We start from the raw sequence: 24,296 nt of genomic DNA on the forward strand, positions 1-24,296 counted from the left end.
ACGGGACCACCGGCACCGTGCCGATGGTCCCGCCAGGGCGTGCCCGGTCAGTCCAGATCGAACTGCCCGTTCTTGGTGCCGGAGATGAAGCCCAACCAGCCGGCCCGGTTGAACAACAGCACCGGGCCCTCGGGGTCCTTGCTGTCCCGCAGTGCCACCGCGGCGGGACCGTGGCCCAGCGGCGCGACCTCTACGCAGTTGGAGGTCTGGCTTCGGGTGCTGGTGCGCCAGGGGGCGTCGGCGAGTTGGGCGAGGACGGAGGTCTTGCGGATTTCGTTCATCGTTGTGCTCCTGAGCTGAATCGACACCGACGAGTGGCCTGGCGCCTGCCGGCGGTGTCCGGTGTCGGTCATCGTTCCGTCAGGCGCCCGGTGGAGCTGCGGCGCTGGGCCGGCGCCATTGCCGAACCACCCGCCGCGGTGGACGGGGCGGCCGCTCCGGACAGCCGTTCCGCCGACTCGGTCAGCCAGGAAAGAGTGTCCGGTGCGGAGAGCGCCGCCGCGCATAACCACTTGAACACCACTTTATAGCGATTTAGGGCGATTACCTCGGTCGACATGACATCGGTGAAGCCACCTTCGATGGCCAGGGTCTCCGGATCCTGCGGGTCGGCGAAGCGGTAGAGGGAGAAGGCCGTCGGCGGCAGGTACCACTGGCCGATCGGCGTGTCCCGCAGCAGCACGTGCAGGGTGACGTTCGGTCGGGCGGCCAACTCGCACAACTGCCCCAACTGCTCCCGCAGCACCTCGGGCGGGCCGGCCCGGTGGCCCAGCGCGGACTCCTCCAGCACGGCCGTGTAGCGGGGGGCATCGAACTCCCGGGTGAGCAGGGACTGGCGGGCCTGCCGTGCCTTGATCTCGGTGTCGATGTCCTCACCGGCCTCCGGATCGCCGGCCTCCTGGTCAACCTCCCAGGCCGAGGAGATGCGCATCCGGGCGTACCCGGTGGTCTGCAACAACCCCGGCACCAGGACCGGGTTGTACTCGGAGATCTCGGCGCAGCCCGCCTCCAACTCGGCGAAGCTGCGCTGTTGCTGCGTCATTGCCGGAAAATTCTTCAACCAGCCCCGGATGTCACCGGCTTCCTGGGTGATGCCGAGCAGTTCCGCCCGTAGCGTCTCATCGACGCGGTAGAGGTCGAGCAGGTCACGAACATCCTGCGGATCCGGCCGGCTGCGTCCGTTCTCCAGGCGGGACAACTTCGACGCGGAGGCCCAACCGACGTGCTCGATGACCTGGTCTCCGGTCAGGCCGGCGGCCTCGCGCAGTCGGCGCAGCTCAAGACCGAGCCGACGGCGGCGCAGGATCGGGCCAGGTGAGGCAGGAGGCACTGTGTCCTCTTTTCCGTCGACCGCCGCAGACGCGACGGTAACTGTATGAAATTCGCGCCCCACGGTCAGTATGGACGTCGCGGCCGGCGCCGGAGGTTCCGGCGGAGGGCGTGTCTCCAGAATTGCGCAGACCCGACACCGGAGGGGCCCACCGCGACCTGCGGGTGGGTGGGCCGCTGTCGCGCCCGTCACCTGACCTGCGGAGGGATCCATGCGTACCGTCCTGAGCCGACCGGACTTCCGCCTGCTCTTCGGCGGCCTGCTGGCCAGTCTGACCGCCGAGTCGATGCTGCTGCTGGCACTCGCCATCTGGGTCAAGGATCTGACCGGTTCGGACGCCCTGGCCGGCGCCACCCTCTTCGTGCTCATCGCCCCGCGGATTCTGGCGCCGCTGGTGGGCTGGCTCGTCGACAGATACCCCCGGCGGCGGGTCTTCGTGGTCACCAACCTGGTCACCGCCCTGCTGCTGACCCCACTGCTGGCGGTACGCGACGCGGGGGACATGTGGATCATCTACGGGGTGGCCGCGTTCTACGGCCTGTCCAACCTCACCGTCGGGGCGGTGCTCAGTCGACTGGTCTGCGAACTCGTCCCGGCCGACCTGCTCGGCGAGGCCAACGGGGTGCTCCAGACCGTACGCCAGGGCCTGCGGCTGATCGGCCCGTTGGCCGGTGCCGGGCTCTACGCCCTGCTGGGTGGTGGCGTGCTGGCCGCCATCGGCATGGCCGGGTTCCTGATCGCCGCCGCGGTGGTGGCCGGATTGCGCCCGGCCCAGTCGACCACCCGGCCCACCGAGGAGGATGCGCCGTCGCGGCGTTGGCGGGTGCAGCTCGTCGCCGGTCTGCGTCACCTGGTCGAGGAGCTGGCGATCCGGCGGGCGCTGCTCGGCTACGGGCTCGCCTCGCTGGTGATGGGCTTCACCGAGTCCCTCATCTTCGCGTACGTCGATCAAGGGTTGGGCCGGGACGCGGCGTTCGTCGGGGTGCTGGTCACCGTGCAGGGCATCGGCGGTCTGGTCGGCGGCCTGGTCTCGGCCGCCGTGCTGCGTCGGGTCGGCGAGCTGGGCACCCTGGCCGCCGGTGTCGCCTTCTTCGGGCCGGCCGCGTTGGCGTTGGGGTACCCGAATCTCTGGCTCGGCTTCGCCGCCGTGCTGCTGGCCGGAGTGTCCCTGCCGCTGACCCTGGTCGGCCTGCACACCCTCGTCCAGCGACGCACCCCGGCCGAGGTGCTCGGCCGGGTGGCCGCCGCCGCGGAGGCGGTGGTCAGGGTCCCGCAGGCGCTCTCCATCGGCGCCGGGGCCCTGCTCGTCGGGGTGCTCGACTACCGGTTGGTGTTCGTCGCGGTCGGACTGGCCACCCTGCTGGCCGCCGGCTACCTCTGGGGTGGGCGCCGACTCAGTCCACCGGCCGGGCCGTCGACGCGACCCCGGATCCCGTCGCCCCGCTCCGCCCCGGACGGCACGGCTTCCCTTCCGGCGGTACGGCGCTGACCACGACCATCGGACCCCGTCATTGCGCCGCAACCCCGACCCAACCCGGTGATCTGATCATTTCTCCGTCTTCCAGCGGGTCTACCGGGAAGCCTGTCCGCCAGTCGCCGAACTTCCGTGGAGTGCTCCCCGTCACAACCTGCACATTCGACGGAACTTTACATCGGCTCTTGACCTGCGAAAATGCCCCCCGTTCAATGATCACACCGCACCGCCTTCCGGTGAGGAAGGTCGCAGCCGAGGCCAGCACGGAGCGCGTACGGCGCACGGGGGCCGCAACGATGTCTGGCTGGCGCTGCCGCACCACATCTCAGAAGGGATGTCACAACTGTGACAAGACCACGCCGCCGCCATGTGGCCCTGATCGCCGCACTCCTCCTCGCCCCCATGGTGGCGCCCGGGGTGGCCAACGCGAACGGACCGTTCGTCCCGCCGGGCCAGGAGACCGTCAACCGCTCCTCGCAGCTCAGCGCCGCTGAGGTATCCGCTGAAATGCACGCCCTGGCGGCCCGCAGCAAGGGTGCCCTCCGGATCGAGGAGATCGGCCGCAGCGGCCGGAACCGTCCGCTGGAGATCGCCTTCATCGGCACCGGTGAGACCCGGGTCTGGATCCAGGGCCGCATCCACGGCAACGAGCCCTACGGCGCCGAAGCCTCGCTGGACTTCCTGAAGACCCTGGTCAACGGTGGGAAGCACGCCCGCGAGGTGCTGGAGAACATCAGCTTCGCGATCATCCCGATCTACAACCCGGATGGTTTCGAGGAGTACCGCCGCCAGGACAGCGTCCACCGCATCGACCTCAACCGTGACTGGGGCGTCGACCGGCAGATCTTCGACCAGATCAACAGCGTCCGGGCCGGCCGTGGCGAGGCACCGCTGCCCGAGCGCACCTTCACCAACTACACCCAGTACCGCGCCGTCGAGTCGCAGCAGTTCTGGTACGCCTGGGCCGACTTCAAGCCGCACCACATGATCGACCTGCACCACCAGGGCACGTACTACGTCGGCGACAGCACCGACGAGATGACCACCTTCTCGGTGGGCATCTCGCTCGACCCCGGCATGCTCAGCCAGAGCCAGTGGGACACCGTCCGCCGGATGGGCGTCGCGGCCGCGGACGCCGCCGACAAGAGCGGCGTGGTCACCACGACCCTCTACCCGTACATCAACATCCCGGAGGGCGTCGTCTCGGCCGCCATGCTCAACGGCCCCGGCCCGCGTGGTGAGTACGCCAACTGGCGCAGCAACGCGATGTTCTTCGAGTCGCGTGGCGGCATCGGCCACAAGAGCAGCGGCTACATCATCAAGCAGAACGTCAACGCCCTCTGGGGCATCATCGACAAGATGAGCGACGGCACGCTGGAGAACGTGGACGCCGACCGGTACGGCCAGATCCCGAACCGTGGCGCCACCATCACCACCTGCATCGCCTTCCCGAACCAGTGTGACTTCTGATCCTTCGCACTGACCGCAGTGGCGGTCCACCCCAGCGGGGTGGACCGCCACTGGCGTTGTCAGGCGGTGATGCTCGCCAGATGCTGCTTGACCTGAACGATCGTCGGGTTGGTCAGCGCGCTGCCGTCGGCGAAGCGCAGGGTGGGGACGGTCTGGTTACCCCCGTTGACACTCATCACGAAGTCGGCGGCGGCCGGATCCTGCTCGATGTCGATCACCTCGTAGGCGATTCCCTCCCGGTCGAGCTGCGACTTCAGCCGGTGGCAGTAGCCGCACCAGGGCGTCGAGTACATCGTGAGCATGATCAGATCCTTCCAATCGGGCCCGACTCGGGCTATCCGCAGTAACGTCCGGGGCGGCTGAGACAATTCCCCGTTGTGGTGGTCAACTCCCCGTCCGAACGTGTGCTCGCCGGCCTGGACCCGGAGCAACGCTCGGCGGTGACCGCCCCCGCCGGGCCGGTCTGCGTACTCGCCGGGGCCGGCACCGGCAAGACCCGGGCGGTGACCTCGCGGATCGCGTACCGGGCGTTGACCGGTGAGATATCCGCCCGGCACGTGCTCGCGGTCACCTTCACCGCCCGGGCCGCCGCCGAGTTGCGGCACCGGCTGGCCCAGTTGGGGGTGGCCGGGGTGCAGGCCCGCACCTTCCACGCCGCCGCGCTGCGCCAGGTGCGCTACTTCGCGCCCCGACTGCTGGACGGGCGGGCCATGCCGGAACTGCTGGACAGCAAGGTCCGGCTGGTCACCCTGGCCGCCGCCCGGGCCGGTCTGCGGACCGACCGCACGGCCGCCCGCGACCTGGCCGGCGAGATCGAGTGGGCCAAGTCCTGCCTGGTAGAGCCGGGAGAGTACGTGGTGGCCGCAGCCAAGGCGCTGCGCGAGACCCCGCACGACCCGGCCAAGGTGGCCGAGGTCTTCGCCGCGTACGAGAAGGTCAAGCGGACCACCGGGGTGATCGACTTCGAGGACGTGCTGCGGGCCGCGGTCTGGGGGATCGAGGAGCACCCGGACGTCGCCGAGCAGGTCCGCAACCAGTACCGGCACTTCGTGGTCGACGAGTACCAGGACGTCAACCCCTTGCAACAGCGGCTGCTGGAGGCCTGGCTGGGCGGTCGGGAGGACCTGACCGTGGTCGGCGACGCCAGCCAGACGATCTACTCCTTCACCGGGGCCACCTCGTCGTACCTGGTCGACTTCCCGCGTCGGCACCGCGGCGCGACAGTGGTCCGGCTGGTCCGCGACTACCGTTCCACCCCCCAGGTGGTCGGCCTGGCCAACGCGGTCATCTCGCAGGCCCGGGGCACGGAGGCGCGGCTGCGGCTGGAACTGGTCGGTCAGCGTCCCGCCGGCCCCGCACCGGAGCTGCGGATCTTCACCGACGAGGCGGCGGAGGCCAACGCGGTCGCGGCCCGCTGCCGGGCCCTGGTCGAGGCCGGGACGGCGGCCCGCGAGATCGCCGTGCTGTTCCGCACCAACGCCCAGTCCGAGGCGTACGAGAAGGCGCTCGCCGAGGCGGGGGTGCCCTACGTGGTGCAGGGGGCCGAGCGGTTCTTCGAGCGGCCCGAGGTGCGTCAGGCCATGGTGGCGATGCGGGCGGCCACCCGGTCGATTGCGGGGGAGACCCCGCTGGTCACCGCCGTGGTCGAGGCGCTGGCCGCGGTCGGCTGGGCGCCGGACTCACCTCCGCCCGGCGGGGCCGCCCGGGAACGGTGGGAGGCGCTGGCCGCCCTGGTAGCGCTGGCCGAGGAGTACGCGGCCAGCCCGCAACTGCTGCCGCTGGGTGCGGCGGCCACCGTGGAGCGTCCGGTCACCCTGGCCGATTTCACCGACGAGTTGCACCGGCGGGCGGCACAGCAGCACGCGCCGACCGTGGAGGGGGTCACCCTGGCCTCCCTGCACTCCGCGAAGGGGCTGGAATGGGAGGCGGTGTTCCTGGTCGGTCTGGCCGAGGGCACCCTGCCCACCACGTACGCCCGCACCCCCGAGCAGGTCGAGGAGGAACGCCGACTGCTCTACGTCGGCATCACCCGGGCCCGGCAGTGGCTCTGGCTGTCGTACGCCTCCGCTCGCTCGCCGGGTGGTCGCGCCCGGCGGCCGTGCCGCTTCCTGCCCCAGCTGGCCCCCTCCGGTACGGCGGAGCGGGCCGGCGGCACCCGCCCGGCCCCCGGTACCCCGCGGCGGGCGGCCACCCGGATCGTCTCCTGTCGGATCTGCGGTACGACCCTGCTGGCCGGGCCGGACCGCAAACTCGGCCGCTGCGCGACCTGTCCCTCCGACATCGACGATGAGCTGCACGAGCGGCTGCGCGAGTGGCGGTCCCGGGTGGCGGACACCCAGAAGGTGCCGGCCTATGTCGTCTTCACCGACGCCACCCTGGTAGCGCTCGCCGAACGGCGTCCGGGCCGGGCCGAGGATCTGGTCGCCATCGCCGGCATCGGCCCCCGCAAGTTGGGCCTGTACGGAGAGGCTGTGCTGGCCCTGGTTGAGGGCGCGGCGGTGGACGAAATCTGCCCGCAGAAAACTTTTTGAATCTGGCCGTTAATTCGTTTGCCCTCGCCCGGTCGGCGGGCATAGCCTCAGAACACACCTCGCGGGGGGCCCTGTTCGGGCTGCTCAACAGGGGATTGTCCGAGTCGACCACGAGTGAACGTCAAGGAGGTGGCACCGATGGAGAGCTACATCTACACGCGTCCGACGGCGCTGCCCGTTGCCGTCGCTCCGTTGTCTGCTGCCCTGACCGTCGCCGTGGCTCCGATGTCGGCCGATCGGGCTGCCGTCGCCGCTGCGCGACCGTGGGCTCCGCAGGCGCACCGGGTCGAGGTTCAGGCCGAGCTGATCCTCGCACCAGAAGCGAATGCGATCCAGGGGACCAGTGGCTTCACGGGCAAGGGCGTCGATGGCGCCGTCAAGCGGATGGACGTCCGCGGTGTTCCACCTCGAGGTAGACCGGTCTGACCACCAGACCACCGGCTCACCTCGAGGCCGCGGAACCCGCATACCGGGATCCGCGGCCTCAGTTCTTTTTGCACCGCCGAAGTACGTCGGACCAGCGATCCACGAGATCGAGATGAGAGAGAGGTGACCGGGAGATGACTCTGGCGTTAGCCCCGCTCGACCTGAACGTCGAGACCGAGGCGAATCTGCCCTGCCGGAAGTTCGACCCCGACCTGTGGTTCTCCGACTCACCCACCGACCTGGACGTGGCCAAGACCCTGTGCGGGGACTGCCCGCTGCGGGTCGAGTGCCTCGCCGGCGCGGTCGAGCGCGCCGAGCCCTGGGGGGTCTGGGGTGGCGAGATCTTCGAGCGTGGCGCGGTCGTTCCGCGCAAGCGGCCCCGGGGCCGCCCGCGCAAGGAGGACCTCGCCCGCGACGCCGCACTGCGGGTCGAGGCCGAGGCGCGGTTGGCGGCCAACGGCCTTGCCACCTCGCGCAGCGCCGTCCGGCTGGCTGCCTGAGATGTTCCCGATCCGAACCCGTCCCGCCGGTGTCGCACCGGCCGAGAGAAAGCCGAATCCCATGCTGCCCCTGATGACCGGAGTCGCCGAGATGCAACTACTTCATGAAGCGCTGTCGAGGGCTCGAATGCTCCGGCCTCAGGCCGGTCGCACAACCACGAGCACTGAGGCAACCCGATCCGCCCGTACCGTCGCCATGGCCAGCCGTACCCGGTCGGCCCGCGAACTGGGCCTCCTGTAGTACCAGACACCGAACGGCGGGCGAGGACCTTGTCCTCGCCCGCCGAAGTCTGTGCGGGGCGGCGGTCAGTCGGCCTCGGCGAAGCCGGGCAGCCAGCGTTCCAGGATGCCCCGGTAGGGGGCCTCGGCCTCCAGTTGGCACAGCACCCCGATCGACCCGAGGGTCACCCGGTGGATGAGCAGGTACGACGGCGGCAGGTTGAGCTGCCGACTGAACTGGTACGCCGGGGAGCGCGGGTTCGCCAGCCGGGCGGCCTCGGCCCGCAACCAGGCCCGGGTGAACCGGAACTCCTCGACCGCGATCGGTTCCAGCATCGGACGTAGGAAGTCCAGCAGGGCCTGGCCGTCGACCGGCGCCTCGGAGCTGACGAAACCCTCATCCCGCAGGCCGGCCACCACCTCGTCGGCGTCGCCCCGCAGGGCCAGCCCCGCGATGCGGCCGATCGGCTCCGGAGTCCCCTCCGGCATCCGCGCCACCGCGCCGAAGTCGATCACCGCGAGTCGACCGTCCGGCAACAGCCGGAAGTTGCCGGGATGGGGATCGGCGTGCAGCAGCCCGGCCCGCATCGGGGCCGACAGGTGCAGGACGGCCATCAGCCGACCGGCCTCGTCGCGTTGCTGCTCACTGCCCTCCCGGATGATGTCGGCCAGCGGGGTGCCCTCCACCCACTCGGTGACCAGGACCCGGGGTGAGGCGGAGAACACCGTCGGTACGTAGATCTCGGGGTCGTCCGCGTACGCGGTGGCGAAGGCCCGCTGCGACTCCGCCTCCAACTCGTAGTCGAGTTCCTCGGTGATCCGCTCCCGCAGCTCGGTCAGCAGCGGTTTGATGTCCAGCCCCGGCTGGATGGCCCGGAACATCCCCCCGAGCCGGGAGAGCTGCTTGAGGTCGGCGAGCAGGGCGTCACCGGCCCCCGGGTACTGGATCTTGACCGCGACCTGCCGGGTCGTGCCGTCCGGCATCCGCCACACCGCCCGGTGCACCTGACCGATGCTCGCCGCGGCGGCCGGCGAGTCGTCGAAGCTCTCGAACCGCTCCCGCCAGGCCGGGCCGAGCTGCTCGGCCAGCACCCGGTGCACGCTGGCGGCCGGCAGCGGTGGCGCGGCCTCCTGGAGTTTGGTCAGGGCCTGCCGGTACGGCGCGGCGACCTCCTCCGGCAGGGCGGCTTCGAAGACCGACAGGGCCTGACCGAACTTCATCGCCCCACCCTTGAGCTGGCCGAGCACGCTGAACAGCTGCTCGGCCGTACGCTGCTGGATCTCCGCCGAGATCACGTCGGAGGCCAGCCCGGTGACCCGCTTTCCCATGCCGAGGACGGTCCGACCGGCGAAGCCGAGCGGCAGAGCGGCGAGCTTGGCGGTCCGGGAGACGGCGCGGCGCGGGATGTCGGTCACCTGGCCATTGTTACTGACTCGGCACCCCGACTGCTGCCGTGCGGCCGGGCTGGCTGCCCGTCGGGCGGGCACGCCAGCATCCGCAGCGGGGATGCGGCGGCCACTGGCGGCGCCGGAGATTGCCCGGGGAGGTGAGTTCGACCGCGGCCCCCAGGGTCTCCGGGGTACCCCCGTCCAGGTGCAGCAGGGCCTCACCCACCGCGAGGGCGGTGGCCGCCAACAGGCTGCCCACGGTGCCGCTGGGAGTGGCCGGGCGGCTGGCCAGTTGGGCGGCCAGCGCCGGCCAGTCGGGGTCCCGGTCGGTGCGGTGCAGGTCCAGGCAGCCCAGGCAGGGCCCGTCCGGGGGCCGGACCAAGGGCCCGATCACCGGTACGGCCTCCCGCAGGTCCACCAGCAGGTGCGGTTGGCGACGTTGGGCGTGCCCGGCGGCCAGCAGTGCGGCGGGCCGGTCGGCGCCCAACTGGATCACCAGGTCGGGCCGGGGCCGTCGTTGTGGACCGGTGCTGGTGCCGGGTGCCGATCGGGCGACCGCGGCCCGCACCGCCCGGCCCAACGGTCGACCCATCTCAGCGGCCGCGATGCCGGTGCCGACCAGGTCGATCGGTCGGACCACACCGGGCAGGTCGGGATGAACGTGACCGACGCCGGCCTGGGCCAGGGCGACGGCGATGGCGGCGCCGAGCGGGCCGGTGCCGGTGATCGTGACCCGGCTGGCCAGTCGGCGGCGGAGGACCTGGGCGGGAGTTCCTGGCAGCCGGGCGGCGGCCAGGGCCAGGGCAGCGGCCTCCGTGGCCAGCCGGGCCCGGTGGGGTCCGGTCAGCTCGCGGGGCAGGAGGGTGTGCATCGGCACCACCAGCCCGGCGGCCCGCAGGGCGTCCAGCAGGGTACGGGCGTGCTCCGTCCGGCTCCTGGTGCCGGTGACCACCTGCCGTTCGCTGTGCCGGCCGTCGAGCAGGTCCAGCAGCTCGGCGGCCCGGGGGTCCGCGATCTCCACCAGGACGGCTCGGTCCTGGTCGAGCCCGAGTTGCAGGGTGTGCCGGTCGCGCCAGAGGCGACTGAGCCCGGGGAGCAGGGTGGGACGGGGGGAAGGCGGAGAAGGCGGCATGGGTACGAACAGTGACCGAATCCCTGCGTTGCGTCGATCGTTGTCCACAGGTGGCCAGGGTCAGATCCAGGGCTGTCCACAGGATTTGCCGAGATATCCACAACCGGCGGGTAGCTACAGTCGGTCCTCCGACAGTCACCCACACAGACGAACGGGGGGTGGCCGCTCGGCCACCCCCCGTTCGTCGGGTGCGTACGTCAGACCTTGGCCTTGCCCAGGATGCGGTTCACTGTTGTGCCGCACACCGGACACTTGCCCTTGGCCATGTTCATGCCGGTCTTCGAGACCTCCACGCGGCCCTCGAAATCCCGCTTCTCCTTGCACTTGACGCAGTAACCGTTGTAGCTCTGGGCCTGGTCGGCCACGGTGCCCTCCTCGTCTCGTCCGCCGGTCGATACCGGTCCGGCGGGTTTCCGGCGGCGGTCGCGTACGGCGTCCGGCGCTGGTCTTTGCCGCGGTCACCCACGTGACCGCTGGTTGGCGGACCCTACCCAGGTGTGGGCGGTTCCATGTCAGCTGCGCTTTGCCACTGTGAGCAAGGCGACGTCGAGAGTGTGCACGCCAAATCGGGCCAGATCAGCCAGTTTCGCGGGGACACGCCGACTGGGAGCCCGCAATTGCGCTGGTGGTGCCAGTTGTGGCGGACCCGGGTACCCCCGCTGGGCCGGGACCATGCGATGATCACTCAGCCTGGGCGGGCGGCGACATTACCGCTCAGTCCACCACGAAGCGTGATCGCGACACATGCCCCCGAGTCCGGGCAATTTTTTTTCGGGACTCCTGCCGACCAATCACCATTTTTCGGACGCGTGTCGCGGGTTGACCCTTGCGGACCCCTGGTCACAACGCATTAGCTTGCCTTCGTGACAGCAAACCGAGGCTGCGCGGTCCACTGATGGCTGGGCCGCGGAAGCCGGTCGTCGAGGTACGGCGCAGCCAGCGCCGGCGACGCACGGTGTCCGCCTACCGCGACGGTGAGCGCGTCGTCGTCCTCATCCCGGACCAGTTCTCCCGGGCCGAGGAGAGCGAGTGGGTCGACCGGATGCTCGCCCGGCTCGCCGCCCGGGAGGGCCGCCTGGCCCGCTCCGACGGGGAACTGCTGGCCCGAGCCGACCGGCTGATCAATCTCTATCTGACGGAGTACGGCAGCCAGGCCCTGCCGGCCAGTGTCCGGTGGGTGAGCAACCAGAACGGCCGTTGGGGCTCCTGCACCCCGGCGGACCGGTCCATCCGGTTGTCCCACCGACTCCAGGACATGCCGGACTGGGTCCTCGACTACGTGCTGCTGCACGAACTCGTGCACCTCATCGTGCCCAGCCACAACGCTGACTTCTGGGCCCTGGTCGGCAGGTACGCCAAGACCGAACGCGCCCGAGGCTATCTGGAGGGCGTGGCGGCCGTCTCCGGCGTTCCCTGACACCGGCGGGCACCCCGTTCGGCCCTCGGCGTAGGGTCGGGGAATGCCCCGACGTGTGGTGGTGGCCCTGCTGGCGCCGGTCACCTGGGCGCCGCCCGGCCTCGACCCGACCCAATGGCGTACGGCCCTCGCCGAGGACGTGGTGGACCTGCTGGCCACCCTCAACGAGGTGGACACCGCAGTGGCGGTCACCCCGGCGGACCGCTGGCTCGCCGACGCGGTGATCTGGCCGGGTACCCGCGTCTACGAGGTCCCCGAACCCACCCCGAACGCAGTCTTCGCCGCCCTGACCGGCACAACCGCGCCACCCGACCCCGCCGACCCGGTCGAGAGTGCTGGGCGGGTCGGTGATGCTGGAGCGGGGGAGGGTTACGAGCGGTCGACGGGCCGGTACGAACAGGTGGCCGTGATCGCCGGGGACGCTCCCGACCTGCCGGGGCTGACCATCGGCAAGCTGTTGCGTCCACTGACCAGCCGACCGGTCGCGGTAGCCCCGGCCGAGGGTGGCGCCGGGCTGCTGGGCGTGGCGGCCCGGCTACCCGTACCGCCCTGGTTGCCGCCGTTGGACCTGGACGCCACCGTGCCCGCGGCCGTGCGCGCGGCGGCGCCCCGCCCAGGCGACCTGGCGGTCACCCCCTCCTGGCACCGGCTGCGCGGTCCGGCGGACCTGGCCCGCCTCGACCCCGCCCTCAGCGGTTGGGAGAACACCCGCGCTCTCCTGGCCGACGCTGGCAAACCCTGACCAACTCGCGCAGCAAGGCGTCCGCCTGACGCGGTGTGAATCCACTCGATGTGGGATCGAGTGGCCTCAGAGTCACGCGAAGCCACTCGATCCCAGATCGAGCGTGATCTTGCCCAGCGGCGGGGAGCGGGAGCGGGACAGCCCACGAGATCCCGTGCAGGGTCAGTGGGGCGGGGGTGGTGCCTGTGGTCAGGAGGGGGTGTCGCCGCCCTTGGGGTCGTCGTCTCGGCGGTTCTGCTCGCCGGGGGCCTTCTCCTCCGGGCCGCCGGGGGCGGTGAAGTCGAAGCTCTCCAGCTCGGCCATCAGGTCGACATCGGTCATGGCGAAGGCCACCGGGTCGGCGAAGTCGTCGTCGGAGGGCAGCAGGTCCGGGTGCCCCCACAGGGCGTCCCGGCCGCCGATGCCCCGGTGCTCGGTGAGCGCCGCCCACAGCGCCGCGGCCTCCCGCAGTCGGCGGGGTCGCAGCTCCAGCCCGACCAGGGCGGCGAAGGTCTGCTCGGCCGGCCCACCGGCGGCCCGGCGCCGACGGAAGGCCTCGCCCAGCGCCACCACGTTCGGCAACCGGCCGGCGGCCGCGCCGTCGACCACGTGGCAGACCCAGCCCTCGACCAGGGCCAGGGCGGTCTCCAGCCGGGCCAGTGACGCCTTCTGAGTGGGGCTGTCCTCCGGGGTGAAGATGCCTTCCAGCGCGATGGCCTGCATCGACTCCGGATCGGTCGGGTCGACCCGGCCCATCGCCTCTTCGATCGCCTCCCGGTTGACCCGGATGCCGGCGGCGTACGTCTCGACGGCGTTGAGGACATGCCCGCGCAGCCACGGCACATGCTCGAACAGCCGCTGGTGTGCCGCCTCGCGTAGAGCCACGTAGAGGCGTACCTCGTCCTCGGGTAGCTCCAGGCCCTCGCCGTAGCTGCGGATGTTGGCCGGGATCAGGGCGGCCGTGCCGGCCGGGCCGAGGGGCAGGCCGATGTCACCGACGGAGAGCACCTCCGCGGCGAGCGAGCCGAGGGCCTGGCCCAGCTGGCCGCCGAAGAGGGCGCCGCCCAGGGTGGCGACCATCGACTGCATCGGGCCCAGTTGGGCGCGGGCCTCCGGCGGCACCAGGTCACCCATCGCGCCGACCATGCGGCTGGCCACCGGGTCGCACAGCTTGCGCCAGACATCGAGGGTCTTGAAGATCCATTCGTTGCGGTTCCAGGCCACCACGGTCCGGATGCCCGAGGGCAGCGCGGAGGCCGGCTCCAGCCAGAGGTCGGCGATGCGCAGCGCCTCCTCTACGGCGTTGCGTTCGTACGGCGAGACCGCCGGGTCGCCCGACGCGGCCAGTTGGCTGGCCGCGACCTGGCGGGCCAGGTCCCAGTTGACCGGCCCGCTTCCCGGCGCGGAGAGCAGGTGCTGCAACTGCGACATGAACTGCTGCATCTGCGCGGGGTCGTTGGGGTCGGGCGGCTGCCCACCTGGTAGCGCGAAACCGAACGGAATATCAGGCACGACGTCTACGGTACGCGTGCCGCGCCCCAGGTGACCCGCGCCGCTGTTGCGCTGAGGGCGAAGTCGCCCTCATGCCGCCGGACGCCATGGCCCGGATCGGTACGCTCTGCCGCATGAGACGTCGAGGCGTGACCGTCCTGCTCGGTGCTCTGCTCACCGCTCTACTCAGCATCGGGGTGCTCGGTGCGCCCGTCCCGTACGTGGTGCTCGGTCCCGGTCCGACCGTGGACACCCTCGGGCAGGAGGACGGCAAGGAGGTCATCCAGGTTTCCGGACGGGAGACCTCCACCTCGACCGGTCAACTCCGGCTGACCACGGTGGGGGTGCAGCCCAGCGTCAAGCTGCGGACCGCCATCCAGGGGTGGCTGGACGACGATCAGGCGGTGGTGCCGCGCGAGCTGGTCTACCCGCCGGGGGAGAGCCGGGAGCAGGTCGAGCAGCGCAACGCCGAGGACTTCCAGGTCTCCCAGACCAGTGCGGAGACCGCCGCGCTGCGCAAGCTCGGCTACGAGGTCCAGGTCGTCGTCCGGGGGGTCTCCGCCGACGGTCCGGCGGTCGGGTTGCTCCAGGAGGGTGACGTGATCACCTCCGTGGACGGCGAGGCGGTGCCGCTGGCCTCCCGGCTGACCGAACTGATCAGGGCCAAGCCGGCCGGCACCCCGCTGCGGATCGGCTTCACCCGCGAGGGGGTGGCCGACACCGCCACGATCGCCACCCGGGAGATCGACGGTCGCCCCCGCATCGGGGTGGACATCGGGCAGCAGCAGCCGCATCCGTTCACCCTCTCCTTCGACCTCAAGGACATCGGGGGTCCCAGCGCGGGCCTGATGTTCGCCCTGGGGATCATCGACAAGTTGACCCCGGAGGATCTGACCGGCGGCCGGATCATCGCCGGCACCGGCACCATCGACGACTCCGGGCGGGTCGGTCCGATCGGCGGCATCCCGCAGAAGCTGGTCGGGGCCAAGGAGGCCGGTGCCACCGCCTTCCTGGTGCCGGCGGCCAACTGTGCCGAGGCGGTACGCAACCGGCAGCCCGACCTGCCGTTGGTCAAAGTGGGTTCGCTCGATGAGGCCCTGGCGGCGCTGGAGACCCTGCGGGCCGGCGGCGAGCCGACCCACTGCTGAATCCTGCGCTGACCGCACCGCCCGCCTCCGGCCGGTCATCCCGCCTCTGAGCAGGGCGAACGCGCGGGAGGTGGCGATCCGCGAGGGCCGCCGCAGGCGGCTGCCCCGCGACCTTGCTCGGATGCTTCCAGCCACACCCCGTACTCTGGGTGCCTGGTCGGTGCCGATCATATCGAGCGTGCGGAGCCAACAGTGGTCATGCGTAGCAGCAGCCCCCTGCCGAGGATGAGCCGACGTGGACGCGTCACGGTCGGCGTATTGATCGGGGTGTTCGTCCTGTTCACCCTGCTGGGCTGGGGGGTGCAGGCCTGGACAGACTGGCTCTGGTTCTCCGAGGTCGACTACACCCAGGTCTTCACCGGGGTCCTGCTCACCCGGCTGGTGCTCTTCCTGGCCGGCGCGGCAGCGATGGCGGCCATCGTCGGGGGGAACCTCTGGCTGGCCCAACGGCTGCGGCCCCGCAACCGGCCGCATTCGCCGGAACAGGCCACCCTTGAGCGTTACCGGATGCTGCTCGGCCCCCGGCTGGGGATGTGGATCGCGCTGGCCGCGGCGATCGTGGGTCTGTTCGCCGGGCTGTCCGCGCAGAGCCGCTGGAACCAGTGGCTGCTCTTCCGCAACGGCGGCGACTTCGGCGTCAACGATCCCGAGTTCGGTACGGACATCGGCTTCTACATCTTCCAGTTGCCGTTCTGGCGCTTCCTGCTCGGCCTGGGCTTCACCGCCGTGGTGCTGGCCCTGATCGGCTCGCTGGCGGTGCACTACCTGTTCGGCGGGGTGCGGCTGCAGGGCGTGGGCGACCGGATGACCAACGCCGCCCGGGCTCACCTGAGTTCCCTGGTGGCGGTCTTCGTCCTGCTCAAGGCGGTCGCCTACGTGCTGGACCGGCGTTCCATGCTGCTGGAGTACAACGACGGGGTGGGGGTCTACGGCGCCGGGTACGCCGACATCAACGCCCTGCTGCCGGCCAAGGAGATCCTCGCCTACATCTCCGTGGTGGTGGCGATCGCGATCATCGTGTTCTCCAACGCCTGGATGCGCAACCTGGTCTGGCCGGGCATCTCCCTGGCCCTGCTCGGGGTCTCCGCGGTGGCGATCGGCGGCATCTACCCCTGGGCGGTGCAGACCTTCGAGGTCAAGCCGAGCGCCCGGGACAAGGAGGCGCCCTACATCGAGCGCAGCATCCAGGCCACCCGGGCCTCCTTCGGGTTGGACATCGCCCAGCACACCCCGTACGCGGCCAGCAATTTGACCCCACCGGAGAGCCTGGCCACCGACACCTCGGTGGTGTCGAACGTCCGGTTGCTCGACCCGCAACTGGTCAGCGAGACCTACACCCAGTTGCAGCAGGTCCGTGGCTTCTACGACTTCGGCCCGAAGCTGGACATCGACCGGTACACCGTCGAGAACCAGACCCAGGACTACGTGGTCGGCGTACGCGAGATCAACTACGGCGAGCTGACCGCCCAGCAGAGCAACTGGATCAACCGGCACACGGTCTACACCCACGGGTACGGGGTGGTGGCCGCTCCCGCCAACCGGGTGGTCTGCGGTGGTCAGCCGTACTTCGTCTCCGGCTTCCTCGGCGACCGGGCGCAGGAGTCCTGCTCCTCGCCCACCGACCTGATCCCGGCCAGCCAGCCCCGGATCTACTACGGCGAGCGGATGCAGGGCAGCGACTACGCCATCGTCGGCAAGCCCAACCCGGACGCCAACCCGGCCGAGTTCGACCGGCCGGCCGGCGAGACCGGTGAGGGTCGCGAGTCGTACTACACCTACACCGGTTCCGGCGGCGTCGAGATCGGTTCGTTCACCCGGCGCCTGCTCTACGCCATCAAGGAGCAGGAGGCGAACTTCCTGCTCTCCGAGGCGGTCAACGAGAACTCCAAGCTGCTCTACGTGCGTAACGCCCGGGACCGGGTGGAGAAGGTAGCCCCCTTCCTGACCCTGGACGGCGACCCCTACCCGGCGATCGTCGACGGCCGGGTGCAGTGGATCGTGGACGGTTACACCACCGCGGCCACCTACCCGTACGCGGAGCGGGTCAACCTCCAGCAGGAGACCACGGACGAGTTGACCGGCCGGGGCACCATCCAGCTGGCCCGGGAGAACGTCAACTACATCCGCAACTCCGTGAAGGCGACCGTCGACGCGTACGACGGCACGGTCACCCTCTACGAGTTCGACGAGAACGACCCCGTGCTCAAGGCGTGGAACAAGGCCTTCGGCGGTGACCTGATCAAGCCGCGCGCCGAGATCCCGGAGTCCCTGGCGGCCCACTTCCGCTACCCCGCGGACCTGTTCAAGGTGCAGCGCAACCTGCTCACCCGGTTCCATGTCACCACCCCGGGCGACTTCTACTCCGGGCAGGACTTCTGGCAGGTGCCGAACGTGCCGGACGCGCCGGACAGCGAGGTCAAGCAGCCGCCGTACTACCTCTACACCCAGTTCCCCGAGCAGGACGCGCCGACCTTCCAGCTGACCAGCGCGGTCACTCCGAACGGCCGGCAGAACCTGGCGGCGTTGATCTCCGGGTCGTACCAGGACGGGAAGCCCAGGTTGCAGGTGCTGGAGTTGCCCGACCAGACCCGGGTCTCCGGCCCGGTGCAGGTGCACCAGCAGATGACCAACAACGCCAACATCCGGCAGCAGTTGAACCTGCTCTCCTCCAACCAGGCCCAGGTGCAGTACGGCAACCTGCTCTCCCTGCCCTTCGGCAACGGGATGCTGTACGTCGAGCCGGTGTACGTCAAGAGCAACCAGACCGACGCGTACCCGCTGCTGCAGAAGGTGTTGATGTCCTACGGTGACGGCGGTTCCTTCGTGGTCCTGGCCGACAACCCGAGCGACGGCATCAAGCAGTTGGTCGAGCAGGGCAAGCGGGCCGCCGCCGGTAACCCGCCACCGGCCACCGAGCCGCCGGCCGGGGACGAGGAGCCTGGGGCCACCCCGTCGCCGACTCCCTCGGCCACCCCGCCGGCCGGTGACGCGCCGCCGATGACCGGCGACCTGGCGACGGCCGCCAACCGGGTGCAGGCCGCGATCACGGAGGTGCGGGCCGCGCAGACCTCGGGCGACTTCGAGCGGTACGGCCGCGCGTTGAAGGAGTTGGACGAGGCCCTCACCGCCTTCCAGCAGGCCCAACAGACGGCCAATGGGGGCGGGGCCCCCGCGAGCACCCCGTCACCGACCGGCTGATCTGAGTCGAAAAGGGGCCTGCCGTCGGTGATCCGGCGGCAGGCCCCTTTCTGCTGGTGCCGTGCCTACGGCCCGGCGGTTACGGGGTCGTTTTGCGGCGGCCGGGGGTGGTGCGCTACGGTGGATCTAGCGACGCGGGGTGGAGCAGCTCGGTAGCTCGCTGGGCTCATAACCCAGAGGTCGCAGGTTCAAATCCTGTCCCCGCTACTGCCCGACCACGGCCCCGGACTTCAGTCCGGGGCCGTAGTCCTTTTCCGCGCTGCGTCAGGCCCGCTCTGCCGGCTCGTCGGGATTGTGGCGGTGTTCGCGCCGATGGCGGGGGTGGGTGATCGGTGCGGTCACGGGTGCGGTAGGCTGAATCTACCGACGCGGGGTGGAGCAGCTCGGTAGCTCGCTGGGCTCATAACCCAGAGGTCGCAGGTTCAAATCCTGTCCCCGCTACTACCTGGCAACGGCCCCGGACTTCAGTCCGGGGCCGTTGTCGTTGTCCGGGACATCCTCCGGGCCGCTGTGCCGCTCGGCGTCGAGGTCGACACGCAGGTATTGGTCGACGGTGGTTGCGCCCGTCAACGAGGATGACGACATGTCTTCGTTGAGCAAATGGTGGGGCCGGCTCGGCACCCTCGTGAGCGTGGTCGTGCTGTCGGTGTTCGTCCCGGTCGCCGCCTGGGCCTCTACCGGGACCGGGGAACTGGTCGTCGAGGCCGCCCGGCGGCGGCGGGGTGGCGGCTTCATCGGCTTCCTGGGTCTGCTCTGCTGCCTGGTCGTGGTGGTCGTGATCGTGCTGCTGGTGCTCCGGATGACCCGCCGACGGCGCTGACCCGGCCCCGGCCGCACCCCGGCCCTCCTCGGGGCCCTTGCCTGTCGGCGGCGTGCCCGGCGCATGGTCTACTTGTCGCCGTGGAACTTCTGCATTCGGGCAAGGTGAGGGACGTCTACGCCGACGGCGACGACCTGATTCTGGTCGCCTCGGACCGCATCTCCGTCTATGACGTGGTGCTGCCGACCCCCATCCCGGACAAGGGCAAGCTGCTCACCGCGCTGTCGCTGTGGTGGTTCGAGCAACTGGCCGACCTGGTGCCCAACCACGTCATCTCGGCCACCGAGGTACCGGCGGAGTTCGCCGGCCGGGCGATCCGGTGTCGTCGGCTGGAGATGGTGCCCATCGAGTGCGTGGCCCGAGGCTTCCTGACCGGTGGGGGTCTGAAGGAGTACGAGCGCACCGGCGCGGTCTCCGGTGTCGAGTTGCCGCGCGGGCTGGTGGAGGCATCCGTCCTGCCCGAGCCGATCTTCACCCCTTCGACGAAGGCGCCGGTGGGTGAGCACGACCAGCCGATGACCTTCGCCGAGGTCGTCGACAAGGTAGGGGCCCAGACCGCCGAACGGTTGCGTCAGTTGACCATCGACGTCTACTGCCGCGGCACCGAGCTGGCCGCGGAGCGGGGCATCCTGGTCGCCGACACCAAGATCGAGCTGGGTTGGGCGGCGGACGGCACCCTGGTCCTCGGCGATGAGGTGCTCACCCCGGATTCCTCGCGGTTCTGGCCGGCCGAGTCGTACCAGCCCGGCCGGACCCAGTTCTCCTACGACAAGCAGTACGTCCGGGACTGGGCCGCCGGTAGCGGTTGGAACAAGCAGGCCCCGGCGCCGGAGGTGCCGCCCGAGGTGGTCGAGGCCACCCGTGCCCGCTATGTGGACGTCTACGAGACCCTCACCGGCAAGCGCTGGGAGTAGCTCACTCCAGCCGGTGTCGTCCGGTGTGCTGCTCGGTGACCGCGGTGGCGGTGATGATGCGTACCGTGGTGCCGGCCGGGCCGGTAGCGACCTCCATGGCGTCGGTCAGCTCGCGGGCCAGCCACAGGCCCCAGCCCCCGGCGGTGTCGGGAGCCGGCCGGTTGCGGTTGTCCAGCCGCTGAACGCTGATGCCCTGGCCGTGGTCGGAGACCTCGCAGAGGATCAGCCCGGGCTCCGCCCACATCCGCAGCCAGCCCTGGCCTCCGCCGTGCCGCACGGCGTTGGTGATCAGCTCGTTGACGGCGAGCACGAAGTCGTCCAGGCGCTCCTCGCGCAGGCCGGCGGCGTGCGCACAGGAGGCGACCGAGTGTCGAAGCTCGGTCACCTGCGCCTGGTCGAAGGCATCGGCGATCAGGAGGGCATGTTCGATGGGCACCACCGTACGCGGTGTAGGCGGTTCTGCGTTTGTCATGGCCCTGTCCCGACAGAAGATCGCGGAGCTTTACGCGGCATTTACCACCGTACGTCAGGGTTCATTGGGTCGCAGCGGCCGAAGTGGGAACCGATCACCTGTGGCATGGTGACCCACGTGCCCACGCCCGGTGGTTTCGAGATCCCACTCTGGCGTGCCGTCGCGGTCTTCCGGGTGGCATCGCTGGCGTACGTCTGTGTGATCGTTGCCCGCGACGCGGACCGGTACGCCCACCCGTTCGCCGCCGGTGCGCTGGTGCTGGCGATGGCGGCCTGGACCCTCGCCACCGCGATCGGCTACGCGGCGCCCAGCCGGCGCGGCTGGCCGTTGCTCCTCGCCGACCTGGGCGTCATCGTGGCCATTCTGCTGGTCACCCCCTGGGTGATGGGCCGGGAGGCGATTGAGGCCGGGCTGCCGACCCTGGCGGTCGCCTGGTTGAGCGGGCCGGTGTTGGCCTGGGCGGTCTCCGGTGGACGGCGTCGTGGGGTGACCGCCGCCCTGGTCATCGGCGGCACCGACCTGCTGACCCGGGGCATGGTCACCCCTACCGCGATCAACGGCGCCATCCTGATGCTGCTGGCCGGGGTGGTGGTCGGGTATGTCGCCCGGCTGGCGGTCCGGGCCGAGCAGCGGTTGCAACAGGCCGTGGAACTGGAGGCGGCCACCCGGGAACGGGAGCGACTGGCCCGCGACATCCACGACTCCGTGCTCCAGGTGCTGGCCCTGGTGTCCCGCCGAGGGGAGCGACTCGACGGGGAGGCCGGTGAGCTGGCCCGGTTGGCCGGCGAGCAGGAGGCGGCCCTGCGGGCGTTGATCTCCGATGCGGGTCCGCGCGTCACCGACGGGCCGATGGACCTGCGGGAACTGCTCGGCCGGTACGCCTCGGCCAGCGTTTCGCTGTCCACCCCGGCCACCCCGGTGCTGCTTGCCCCGCCGGTGGCGCGGGAACTGGCCGCCGCCACCGGGGCCGCTCTGGACAATGTGGCCCGGCACGGCGGAGGACGGGCCTGGGTGCTGGTCGAGGATGAGGGTGCGACCGTGACCGTGTCGATCCGGGACGAGGGGCCGGGTTTCCCTCCGCAGCGGCTCACCGAGGCCGCCGCCCAGGGCCGGCTGGGGGTGGCTCAGGCCATCCGGGGTCGACTGGCCGACCTGGGTGGGACCGCCACGATCAGTTCCGTGCCGGGCAGTGGTACCGAGGTCGAACTCACCGTGTCGAGGAGGAGACCGTGAGCGGAGTACGGGTGATGGTGGTCGACGACCACCCGATGTGGCGCGAAGGGGTGGCCCGGGATCTGGCCGAGGCAGGCCACGAGGTGGTGGCCAGTTGCGGCGAGGGCCGCCAGGCGGTCCGGGTGGTGGCCGCCGCCCGCCCCGACGTGGTGGTGCTGGATCTGCAACTGCCGGACATCTCCGGGGTGGAGGTGATCCGTGGGGTCCGTGCGGCCTGGCCGTCGGCCCGGGTGCTGATGCTCTCCGCCAGCGGCGAGCAGCAGGGGGTGCTGGACGCGGTGAAGGCCGGGGCCACCGGCTATCTGCTGAAGTCCGCCGGGCACGCCGAGTTCCTGGACGCGGTACGGCGCACCGCCGCGGGGGAGCCGGTCTTCACCCCCGGTCTGGCCGGGCTGGTGCTCGGCGAGTACCGCCGGTTGGCGGCTGCCGGTGGGCCTCAGTCGCAGCAGGACGACGGCACCCCCCGGCTCACCGAACGGGAGACCGAGGTGCTCCGGCTGGTGGCCAAGGGGATGTCCTACAAGCAGATCGCCGGCCGGCTGGGCCTGTCCCACCGCACGGTCCAGAACCACGTGCAGAACACCCTGGGCAAGTTGCAACTGCACAACCGGGTGGAGCTGACCCGCTACGCGATCGAGCGGGGCCTGGACGACTAGGCGTGCGCCGTTTCGCCGAAACGGCGGGGTCCGGCTCGACGGGATATCGCCACTTCGGCGAAGCGGCGCCAGCCACCCGCCGGAGTCAGACCGCCCGGGGCGGCCGGGTCTCGTTGACGGCCAACTCCTCGGCGCTGGCGCCGCCGCCGGCGGCTCCCGCGTCGTACGCGATCGAGTCGGCTTCCTGATCGGTGTGGGTGCCCTCGTCCGGCTGGACCAAGCGGCCCACGTCGTCCTCCGTGGTGCCCAGTTGCCCGTGGTCGTAGAGGGAGACCGGGGAGTTCGGGTCGGAGGTCGGACCGGGCTCCATCACGTCGGCGTCGAGCTGCGCCTGCGCGGCCTGCTCCCGACTGTCCGCCTCGGCCGCGATGTCCGGGTCCACCGGGGCGGCCAGGGGGTCGTCCACCGGCAGCTCGAACTGCTCCCGGCTCAGCTTGTAGTCCAGCGACTCACCGTCGAGCTGCTCGTCGGCGGTGACCCCGAACTCGTCGACGGCCACCGGTACGCGGTCACCGGGCAACTGGGCGGGCGCCGGGCCGTCCGCTTCCCGTCCGGTCAAGACGTCGTCCCCGGCCGTCGAGTCGTCATCGGCGGTGTCGGGCAGACCGTCGGCCTCGGGGTCGGACAGCGGGGCGGGGTACTCGTCTTCGCGCATACCTGCTCCACTACCCGCTGCCGGCGGTGCCGTAACCGGCCGGGCCGGTGCCGATCGGCGGATGGTCCAGGCCCTCAGCGCACCTCACGACGCTGGCGGGCGAACGCCGCCACGGTGTCGACCGCGCTGCGGGCGGCGGCCAGGCCCAGGGCGGCGGTCATCCGGATCAGCTGACGGCGGCGGCCCTGCCAACCACCGACCGGGATGCCCTCCCCGGCCGGGCGGAAGACATTGCCCGCGCTGGGTGGGCGGACGGCCAGGCCCAACTGGGTGCGCCCGGCGTACCAGGCTAGGGCGCGTTCGGCCAACGCCGGGGCCAGCCGCCACTGGAGGCCGATCAACCGGGCCGCGCCCCCGGCGTACGCCTCCCGGCGCGGACGGCGCAGCAGCCGCACGATCGTCTCCGCGACCAGCTCCGGAGGGTAGACCGGTGGCGGCGGGGCCAGGATCCGGCCGGTGTGGTTGGCGGCGTGCCGGAAGAAGGGGGTGTCGATGGCGGCCGGCAGCACCGTGCAGATCGAGATGGCACCCCGACCGGTCAGCCGCAGTTCCTGGCGTACCGTGTCGGTCAGGCCCCGGATGCCGTGTTTGGCGGCGTTGTAGGCGGACTGGTACGGCATGGCCACCTCGGCCAGCACAGAGGCGTTGTTGACCACCACACCCCCGCCGGCCGCGGCCAGGTGCGGCAGGGCGGCCCGCATACCGTAGGCGGTGCCGAGCAGATCCACCTCCAGCACCCGGCGGAACTCCGTCACCGGGATCTCGTCGAAGAGTCCGACCACCCCTACCGCCGCGTTGTTGACCCAGGCGTCGATGCGGCCGAACCGGGCCACCGCGCTGGCGGCCAACCGCTCGACCGCCGCCGGGTCGGTGATGTCCGTCGGTACGACCAGGGCCTGCGCGCCCAGCTCGGCGCAGCCCTGGGCCACCCGCTGCAACGCCGGCTCGGTGCGGGCGGCCAGCACCACCCGGCACCCGCTGCGCGCCAGGGCGTACGCGGTTGCCGTGCCGATGCCGCTGGAGGCGCCGGTGATCACCACCGTGCTGTCGCGGAGCGGTCGGGCCAGAGGCATTTGACACCGATACCCCACCCGGGGACC

Annotated in this window: 22 protein-coding genes, 2 tRNA genes and 1 pseudogene; 15 read left to right on the forward strand and 10 right to left on the reverse strand. The window is 70.9% G+C overall.

What is annotated here, in order from left to right:
* Positions 1–47: 47 nt before the first annotated feature.
* On the reverse strand, positions 48–281 hold the full coding sequence (locus OIE53_RS26690) for a DUF397 domain-containing protein (protein WP_327024191.1): 234 nt from the start codon (positions 279–281) through the stop codon (positions 48–50).
* 68 nt (positions 282–349) lie between these two features.
* Positions 350–1,330 carry a helix-turn-helix domain-containing protein gene (locus OIE53_RS26695; RefSeq protein ID WP_327024193.1) on the reverse strand — a complete coding sequence of 327 codons (981 nt, stop codon included), beginning with the start codon at positions 1,328–1,330 and terminating at the stop codon, positions 350–352.
* A 211-nt stretch (positions 1,331–1,541) separates the two neighbouring features.
* Between OIE53_RS26695 and OIE53_RS26700 the strand changes: the two genes are divergently transcribed.
* Together OIE53_RS26700 and OIE53_RS26705 are read left to right on the forward strand one after the other, a co-directional pair.
* Positions 1,542–2,819, forward strand: coding sequence for an MFS transporter (locus tag OIE53_RS26700; protein ID WP_327024194.1), 1,278 nt, complete (start codon positions 1,542–1,544; stop codon positions 2,817–2,819).
* Positions 2,820–3,149: 330 nt separating this feature from the next.
* Positions 3,150–4,274, forward strand: coding sequence for a M14 family zinc carboxypeptidase (locus OIE53_RS26705; protein WP_327024195.1), 1,125 nt, complete (start codon positions 3,150–3,152; stop codon positions 4,272–4,274).
* Positions 4,275–4,333: 59 nt separating this feature from the next.
* Here the strand turns inward: OIE53_RS26705 and OIE53_RS26710 are convergent, their stop codons facing one another.
* Positions 4,334–4,576, reverse strand: a complete 243-nt coding sequence (locus OIE53_RS26710) for a mycoredoxin (protein ID WP_327024196.1) — start codon at positions 4,574–4,576, stop codon at positions 4,334–4,336.
* A gap of 75 nt (positions 4,577–4,651) precedes the next feature.
* Here OIE53_RS26710 and OIE53_RS26715 point away from each other — a divergent pair, with 75 nt between their 5' ends.
* The 3 genes from OIE53_RS26715 (at position 4,652) to OIE53_RS26725 (ending at position 7,731) form a co-directional block, all read left to right on the forward strand.
* The gene (locus OIE53_RS26715; protein WP_327024197.1) at positions 4,652–6,805 is read left to right on the forward strand and encodes an ATP-dependent DNA helicase UvrD2; all 2,154 of its coding nucleotides are present in this window, start codon (positions 4,652–4,654) and stop codon (positions 6,803–6,805) included.
* A 138-nt stretch (positions 6,806–6,943) separates the two neighbouring features.
* Positions 6,944–7,231: a hypothetical protein gene (locus OIE53_RS26720; RefSeq protein ID WP_327024198.1), complete on the forward strand. Its 288-nt coding sequence runs from the start codon at positions 6,944–6,946 to the stop codon at positions 7,229–7,231.
* Between the two features lie 134 nt (positions 7,232–7,365).
* Positions 7,366–7,731 carry a WhiB family transcriptional regulator gene (locus tag OIE53_RS26725; RefSeq protein WP_327024199.1) on the forward strand — a complete coding sequence of 122 codons (366 nt, stop codon included), beginning with the start codon at positions 7,366–7,368 and terminating at the stop codon, positions 7,729–7,731.
* Between the two features lie 306 nt (positions 7,732–8,037).
* Here the strand turns inward: OIE53_RS26725 and OIE53_RS26730 are convergent, their stop codons facing one another.
* The 3 genes from OIE53_RS26730 to OIE53_RS26740 form a co-directional block, all read right to left on the reverse strand.
* Positions 8,038–9,366, reverse strand: coding sequence for an ABC1 kinase family protein (locus OIE53_RS26730; RefSeq protein ID WP_327024200.1), 1,329 nt, complete (start codon positions 9,364–9,366; stop codon positions 8,038–8,040).
* 10 nt (positions 9,367–9,376) lie between these two features.
* On the reverse strand, positions 9,377–10,471 hold the full coding sequence (locus tag OIE53_RS26735; protein ID WP_327024201.1) for a hypothetical protein: 1,095 nt from the start codon (positions 10,469–10,471) through the stop codon (positions 9,377–9,379).
* 197 nt (positions 10,472–10,668) lie between these two features.
* Positions 10,669–10,836, reverse strand: coding sequence for a DUF5679 domain-containing protein (locus OIE53_RS26740; protein ID WP_199714804.1), 168 nt, complete (start codon positions 10,834–10,836; stop codon positions 10,669–10,671).
* Positions 10,837–11,366: 530 nt separating this feature from the next.
* On the opposite strand from OIE53_RS26740, the gene OIE53_RS26745 reads away from it, so the two are divergent.
* Entirely contained in the window at positions 11,367–11,888 is a 522-nt protein-coding gene (locus tag OIE53_RS26745) for a M48 metallopeptidase family protein (protein ID WP_327024202.1), read from the forward strand.
* A 43-nt stretch (positions 11,889–11,931) separates the two neighbouring features.
* Positions 11,932–12,630 carry a hypothetical protein gene (locus tag OIE53_RS26750; protein WP_327024203.1) on the forward strand — a complete coding sequence of 233 codons (699 nt, stop codon included), beginning with the start codon at positions 11,932–11,934 and terminating at the stop codon, positions 12,628–12,630.
* A gap of 189 nt (positions 12,631–12,819) precedes the next feature.
* Here the strand turns inward: OIE53_RS26750 and OIE53_RS26755 are convergent, their stop codons facing one another.
* Positions 12,820–14,121: a zinc-dependent metalloprotease gene (locus OIE53_RS26755; protein ID WP_327024204.1), complete on the reverse strand. Its 1,302-nt coding sequence runs from the start codon at positions 14,119–14,121 to the stop codon at positions 12,820–12,822.
* A gap of 113 nt (positions 14,122–14,234) precedes the next feature.
* On the opposite strand from OIE53_RS26755, the gene OIE53_RS26760 reads away from it, so the two are divergent.
* The 6 genes from OIE53_RS26760 (at position 14,235) to OIE53_RS26785 (ending at position 20,180) form a co-directional block, all read left to right on the forward strand.
* Positions 14,235–15,248, forward strand: coding sequence for a YlbL family protein (locus OIE53_RS26760; protein WP_327024205.1), 1,014 nt, complete (start codon positions 14,235–14,237; stop codon positions 15,246–15,248).
* A gap of 198 nt (positions 15,249–15,446) precedes the next feature.
* Positions 15,447–18,446 carry a UPF0182 family membrane protein gene (locus tag OIE53_RS26765; RefSeq protein ID WP_327024206.1) on the forward strand — a complete coding sequence of 1,000 codons (3,000 nt, stop codon included), beginning with the start codon at positions 15,447–15,449 and terminating at the stop codon, positions 18,444–18,446.
* 133 nt (positions 18,447–18,579) lie between these two features.
* A tRNA-Met gene (locus tag OIE53_RS26770) sits at positions 18,580–18,653 on the forward strand.
* A 160-nt stretch (positions 18,654–18,813) separates the two neighbouring features.
* Positions 18,814–18,887 (forward strand) — tRNA-Met (locus OIE53_RS26775).
* Positions 18,888–19,029: 142 nt separating this feature from the next.
* Complete coding sequence (locus tag OIE53_RS26780; RefSeq protein WP_327024207.1) at positions 19,030–19,266, forward strand: hypothetical protein; 237 nt, start codon at positions 19,030–19,032, stop codon at positions 19,264–19,266.
* An 80-nt stretch (positions 19,267–19,346) separates the two neighbouring features.
* The gene (locus OIE53_RS26785) at positions 19,347–20,180 is read left to right on the forward strand and encodes a phosphoribosylaminoimidazolesuccinocarboxamide synthase (protein ID WP_327024208.1); all 834 of its coding nucleotides are present in this window, start codon (positions 19,347–19,349) and stop codon (positions 20,178–20,180) included.
* Positions 20,181–20,198: 18 nt separating this feature from the next.
* On the opposite strand, the pseudogene OIE53_RS26790 reads toward OIE53_RS26785, so the two are convergent.
* Positions 20,199–20,652: pseudogene (locus OIE53_RS26790) on the reverse strand (ATP-binding protein); the annotation flags it as partial.
* Between the two features lie 117 nt (positions 20,653–20,769).
* Between OIE53_RS26790 and macS the strand changes: the two are divergent.
* Both macS and OIE53_RS26800 read left to right on the forward strand, forming a co-directional pair.
* The gene (macS, locus tag OIE53_RS26795; protein ID WP_393341360.1) at positions 20,770–21,885 is read left to right on the forward strand and encodes a MacS family sensor histidine kinase; all 1,116 of its coding nucleotides are present in this window, start codon (positions 20,770–20,772) and stop codon (positions 21,883–21,885) included.
* Positions 21,886–21,899: 14 nt separating this feature from the next.
* The gene (locus OIE53_RS26800) at positions 21,900–22,541 is read left to right on the forward strand and encodes a response regulator transcription factor (RefSeq protein ID WP_327027436.1); all 642 of its coding nucleotides are present in this window, start codon (positions 21,900–21,902) and stop codon (positions 22,539–22,541) included.
* Positions 22,542–22,626: 85 nt separating this feature from the next.
* Here OIE53_RS26800 and OIE53_RS26805 read toward each other — a convergent pair whose 3' ends face one another.
* Both OIE53_RS26805 and OIE53_RS26810 read right to left on the reverse strand, forming a co-directional pair.
* Positions 22,627–23,196: a DUF5709 domain-containing protein gene (locus OIE53_RS26805; protein ID WP_327024211.1), complete on the reverse strand. Its 570-nt coding sequence runs from the start codon at positions 23,194–23,196 to the stop codon at positions 22,627–22,629.
* A 74-nt stretch (positions 23,197–23,270) separates the two neighbouring features.
* Complete coding sequence (locus OIE53_RS26810; RefSeq protein ID WP_327024212.1) at positions 23,271–24,269, reverse strand: SDR family oxidoreductase; 999 nt, start codon at positions 24,267–24,269, stop codon at positions 23,271–23,273.
* Positions 24,270–24,296 lie beyond the last annotated feature (27 nt).

Origin of the sequence: Micromonospora sp. NBC_01739 (genome assembly GCF_035920385.1) — a bacterium.
Classification (GTDB): Bacteria; Actinomycetota; Actinomycetes; order Mycobacteriales; family Micromonosporaceae; genus Micromonospora.

Coding starts and splice junctions, on each gene's coding strand:
- OIE53_RS26690 (WP_327024191.1), bottom strand. CDS start 281: ATGAACGAAATCCGCAAGACCTCCGTCCTCGCCCAACTCGCCGACGCC.
- OIE53_RS26700 (WP_327024194.1), top strand. CDS start 1,542: ATGCGTACCGTCCTGAGCCGACCGGACTTCCGCCTGCTCTTCGGCGGC.
- OIE53_RS26710 (WP_327024196.1), bottom strand. CDS start 4,576: ATGCTCACGATGTACTCGACGCCCTGGTGCGGCTACTGCCACCGGCTG.
- OIE53_RS26720 (WP_327024198.1), top strand. CDS start 6,944: ATGGAGAGCTACATCTACACGCGTCCGACGGCGCTGCCCGTTGCCGTC.
- OIE53_RS26725 (WP_327024199.1), top strand. CDS start 7,366: ATGACTCTGGCGTTAGCCCCGCTCGACCTGAACGTCGAGACCGAGGCG.
- OIE53_RS26735 (WP_327024201.1), bottom strand. CDS start 10,471: ATGCCGCCTTCTCCGCCTTCCCCCCGTCCCACCCTGCTCCCCGGGCTC.
- OIE53_RS26745 (WP_327024202.1), top strand. CDS start 11,367: ATGGCTGGGCCGCGGAAGCCGGTCGTCGAGGTACGGCGCAGCCAGCGC.
- OIE53_RS26750 (WP_327024203.1), top strand. CDS start 11,932: ATGCCCCGACGTGTGGTGGTGGCCCTGCTGGCGCCGGTCACCTGGGCG.
- OIE53_RS26760 (WP_327024205.1), top strand. CDS start 14,235: ATGAGACGTCGAGGCGTGACCGTCCTGCTCGGTGCTCTGCTCACCGCT.
- OIE53_RS26765 (WP_327024206.1), top strand. CDS start 15,447: ATGCGTAGCAGCAGCCCCCTGCCGAGGATGAGCCGACGTGGACGCGTC.
- OIE53_RS26780 (WP_327024207.1), top strand. CDS start 19,030: ATGTCTTCGTTGAGCAAATGGTGGGGCCGGCTCGGCACCCTCGTGAGC.
- OIE53_RS26800 (WP_327027436.1), top strand. CDS start 21,900: ATGGTGGTCGACGACCACCCGATGTGGCGCGAAGGGGTGGCCCGGGAT.
- OIE53_RS26805 (WP_327024211.1), bottom strand. CDS start 23,196: ATGCGCGAAGACGAGTACCCCGCCCCGCTGTCCGACCCCGAGGCCGAC.
- OIE53_RS26810 (WP_327024212.1), bottom strand. CDS start 24,269: ATGCCTCTGGCCCGACCGCTCCGCGACAGCACGGTGGTGATCACCGGC.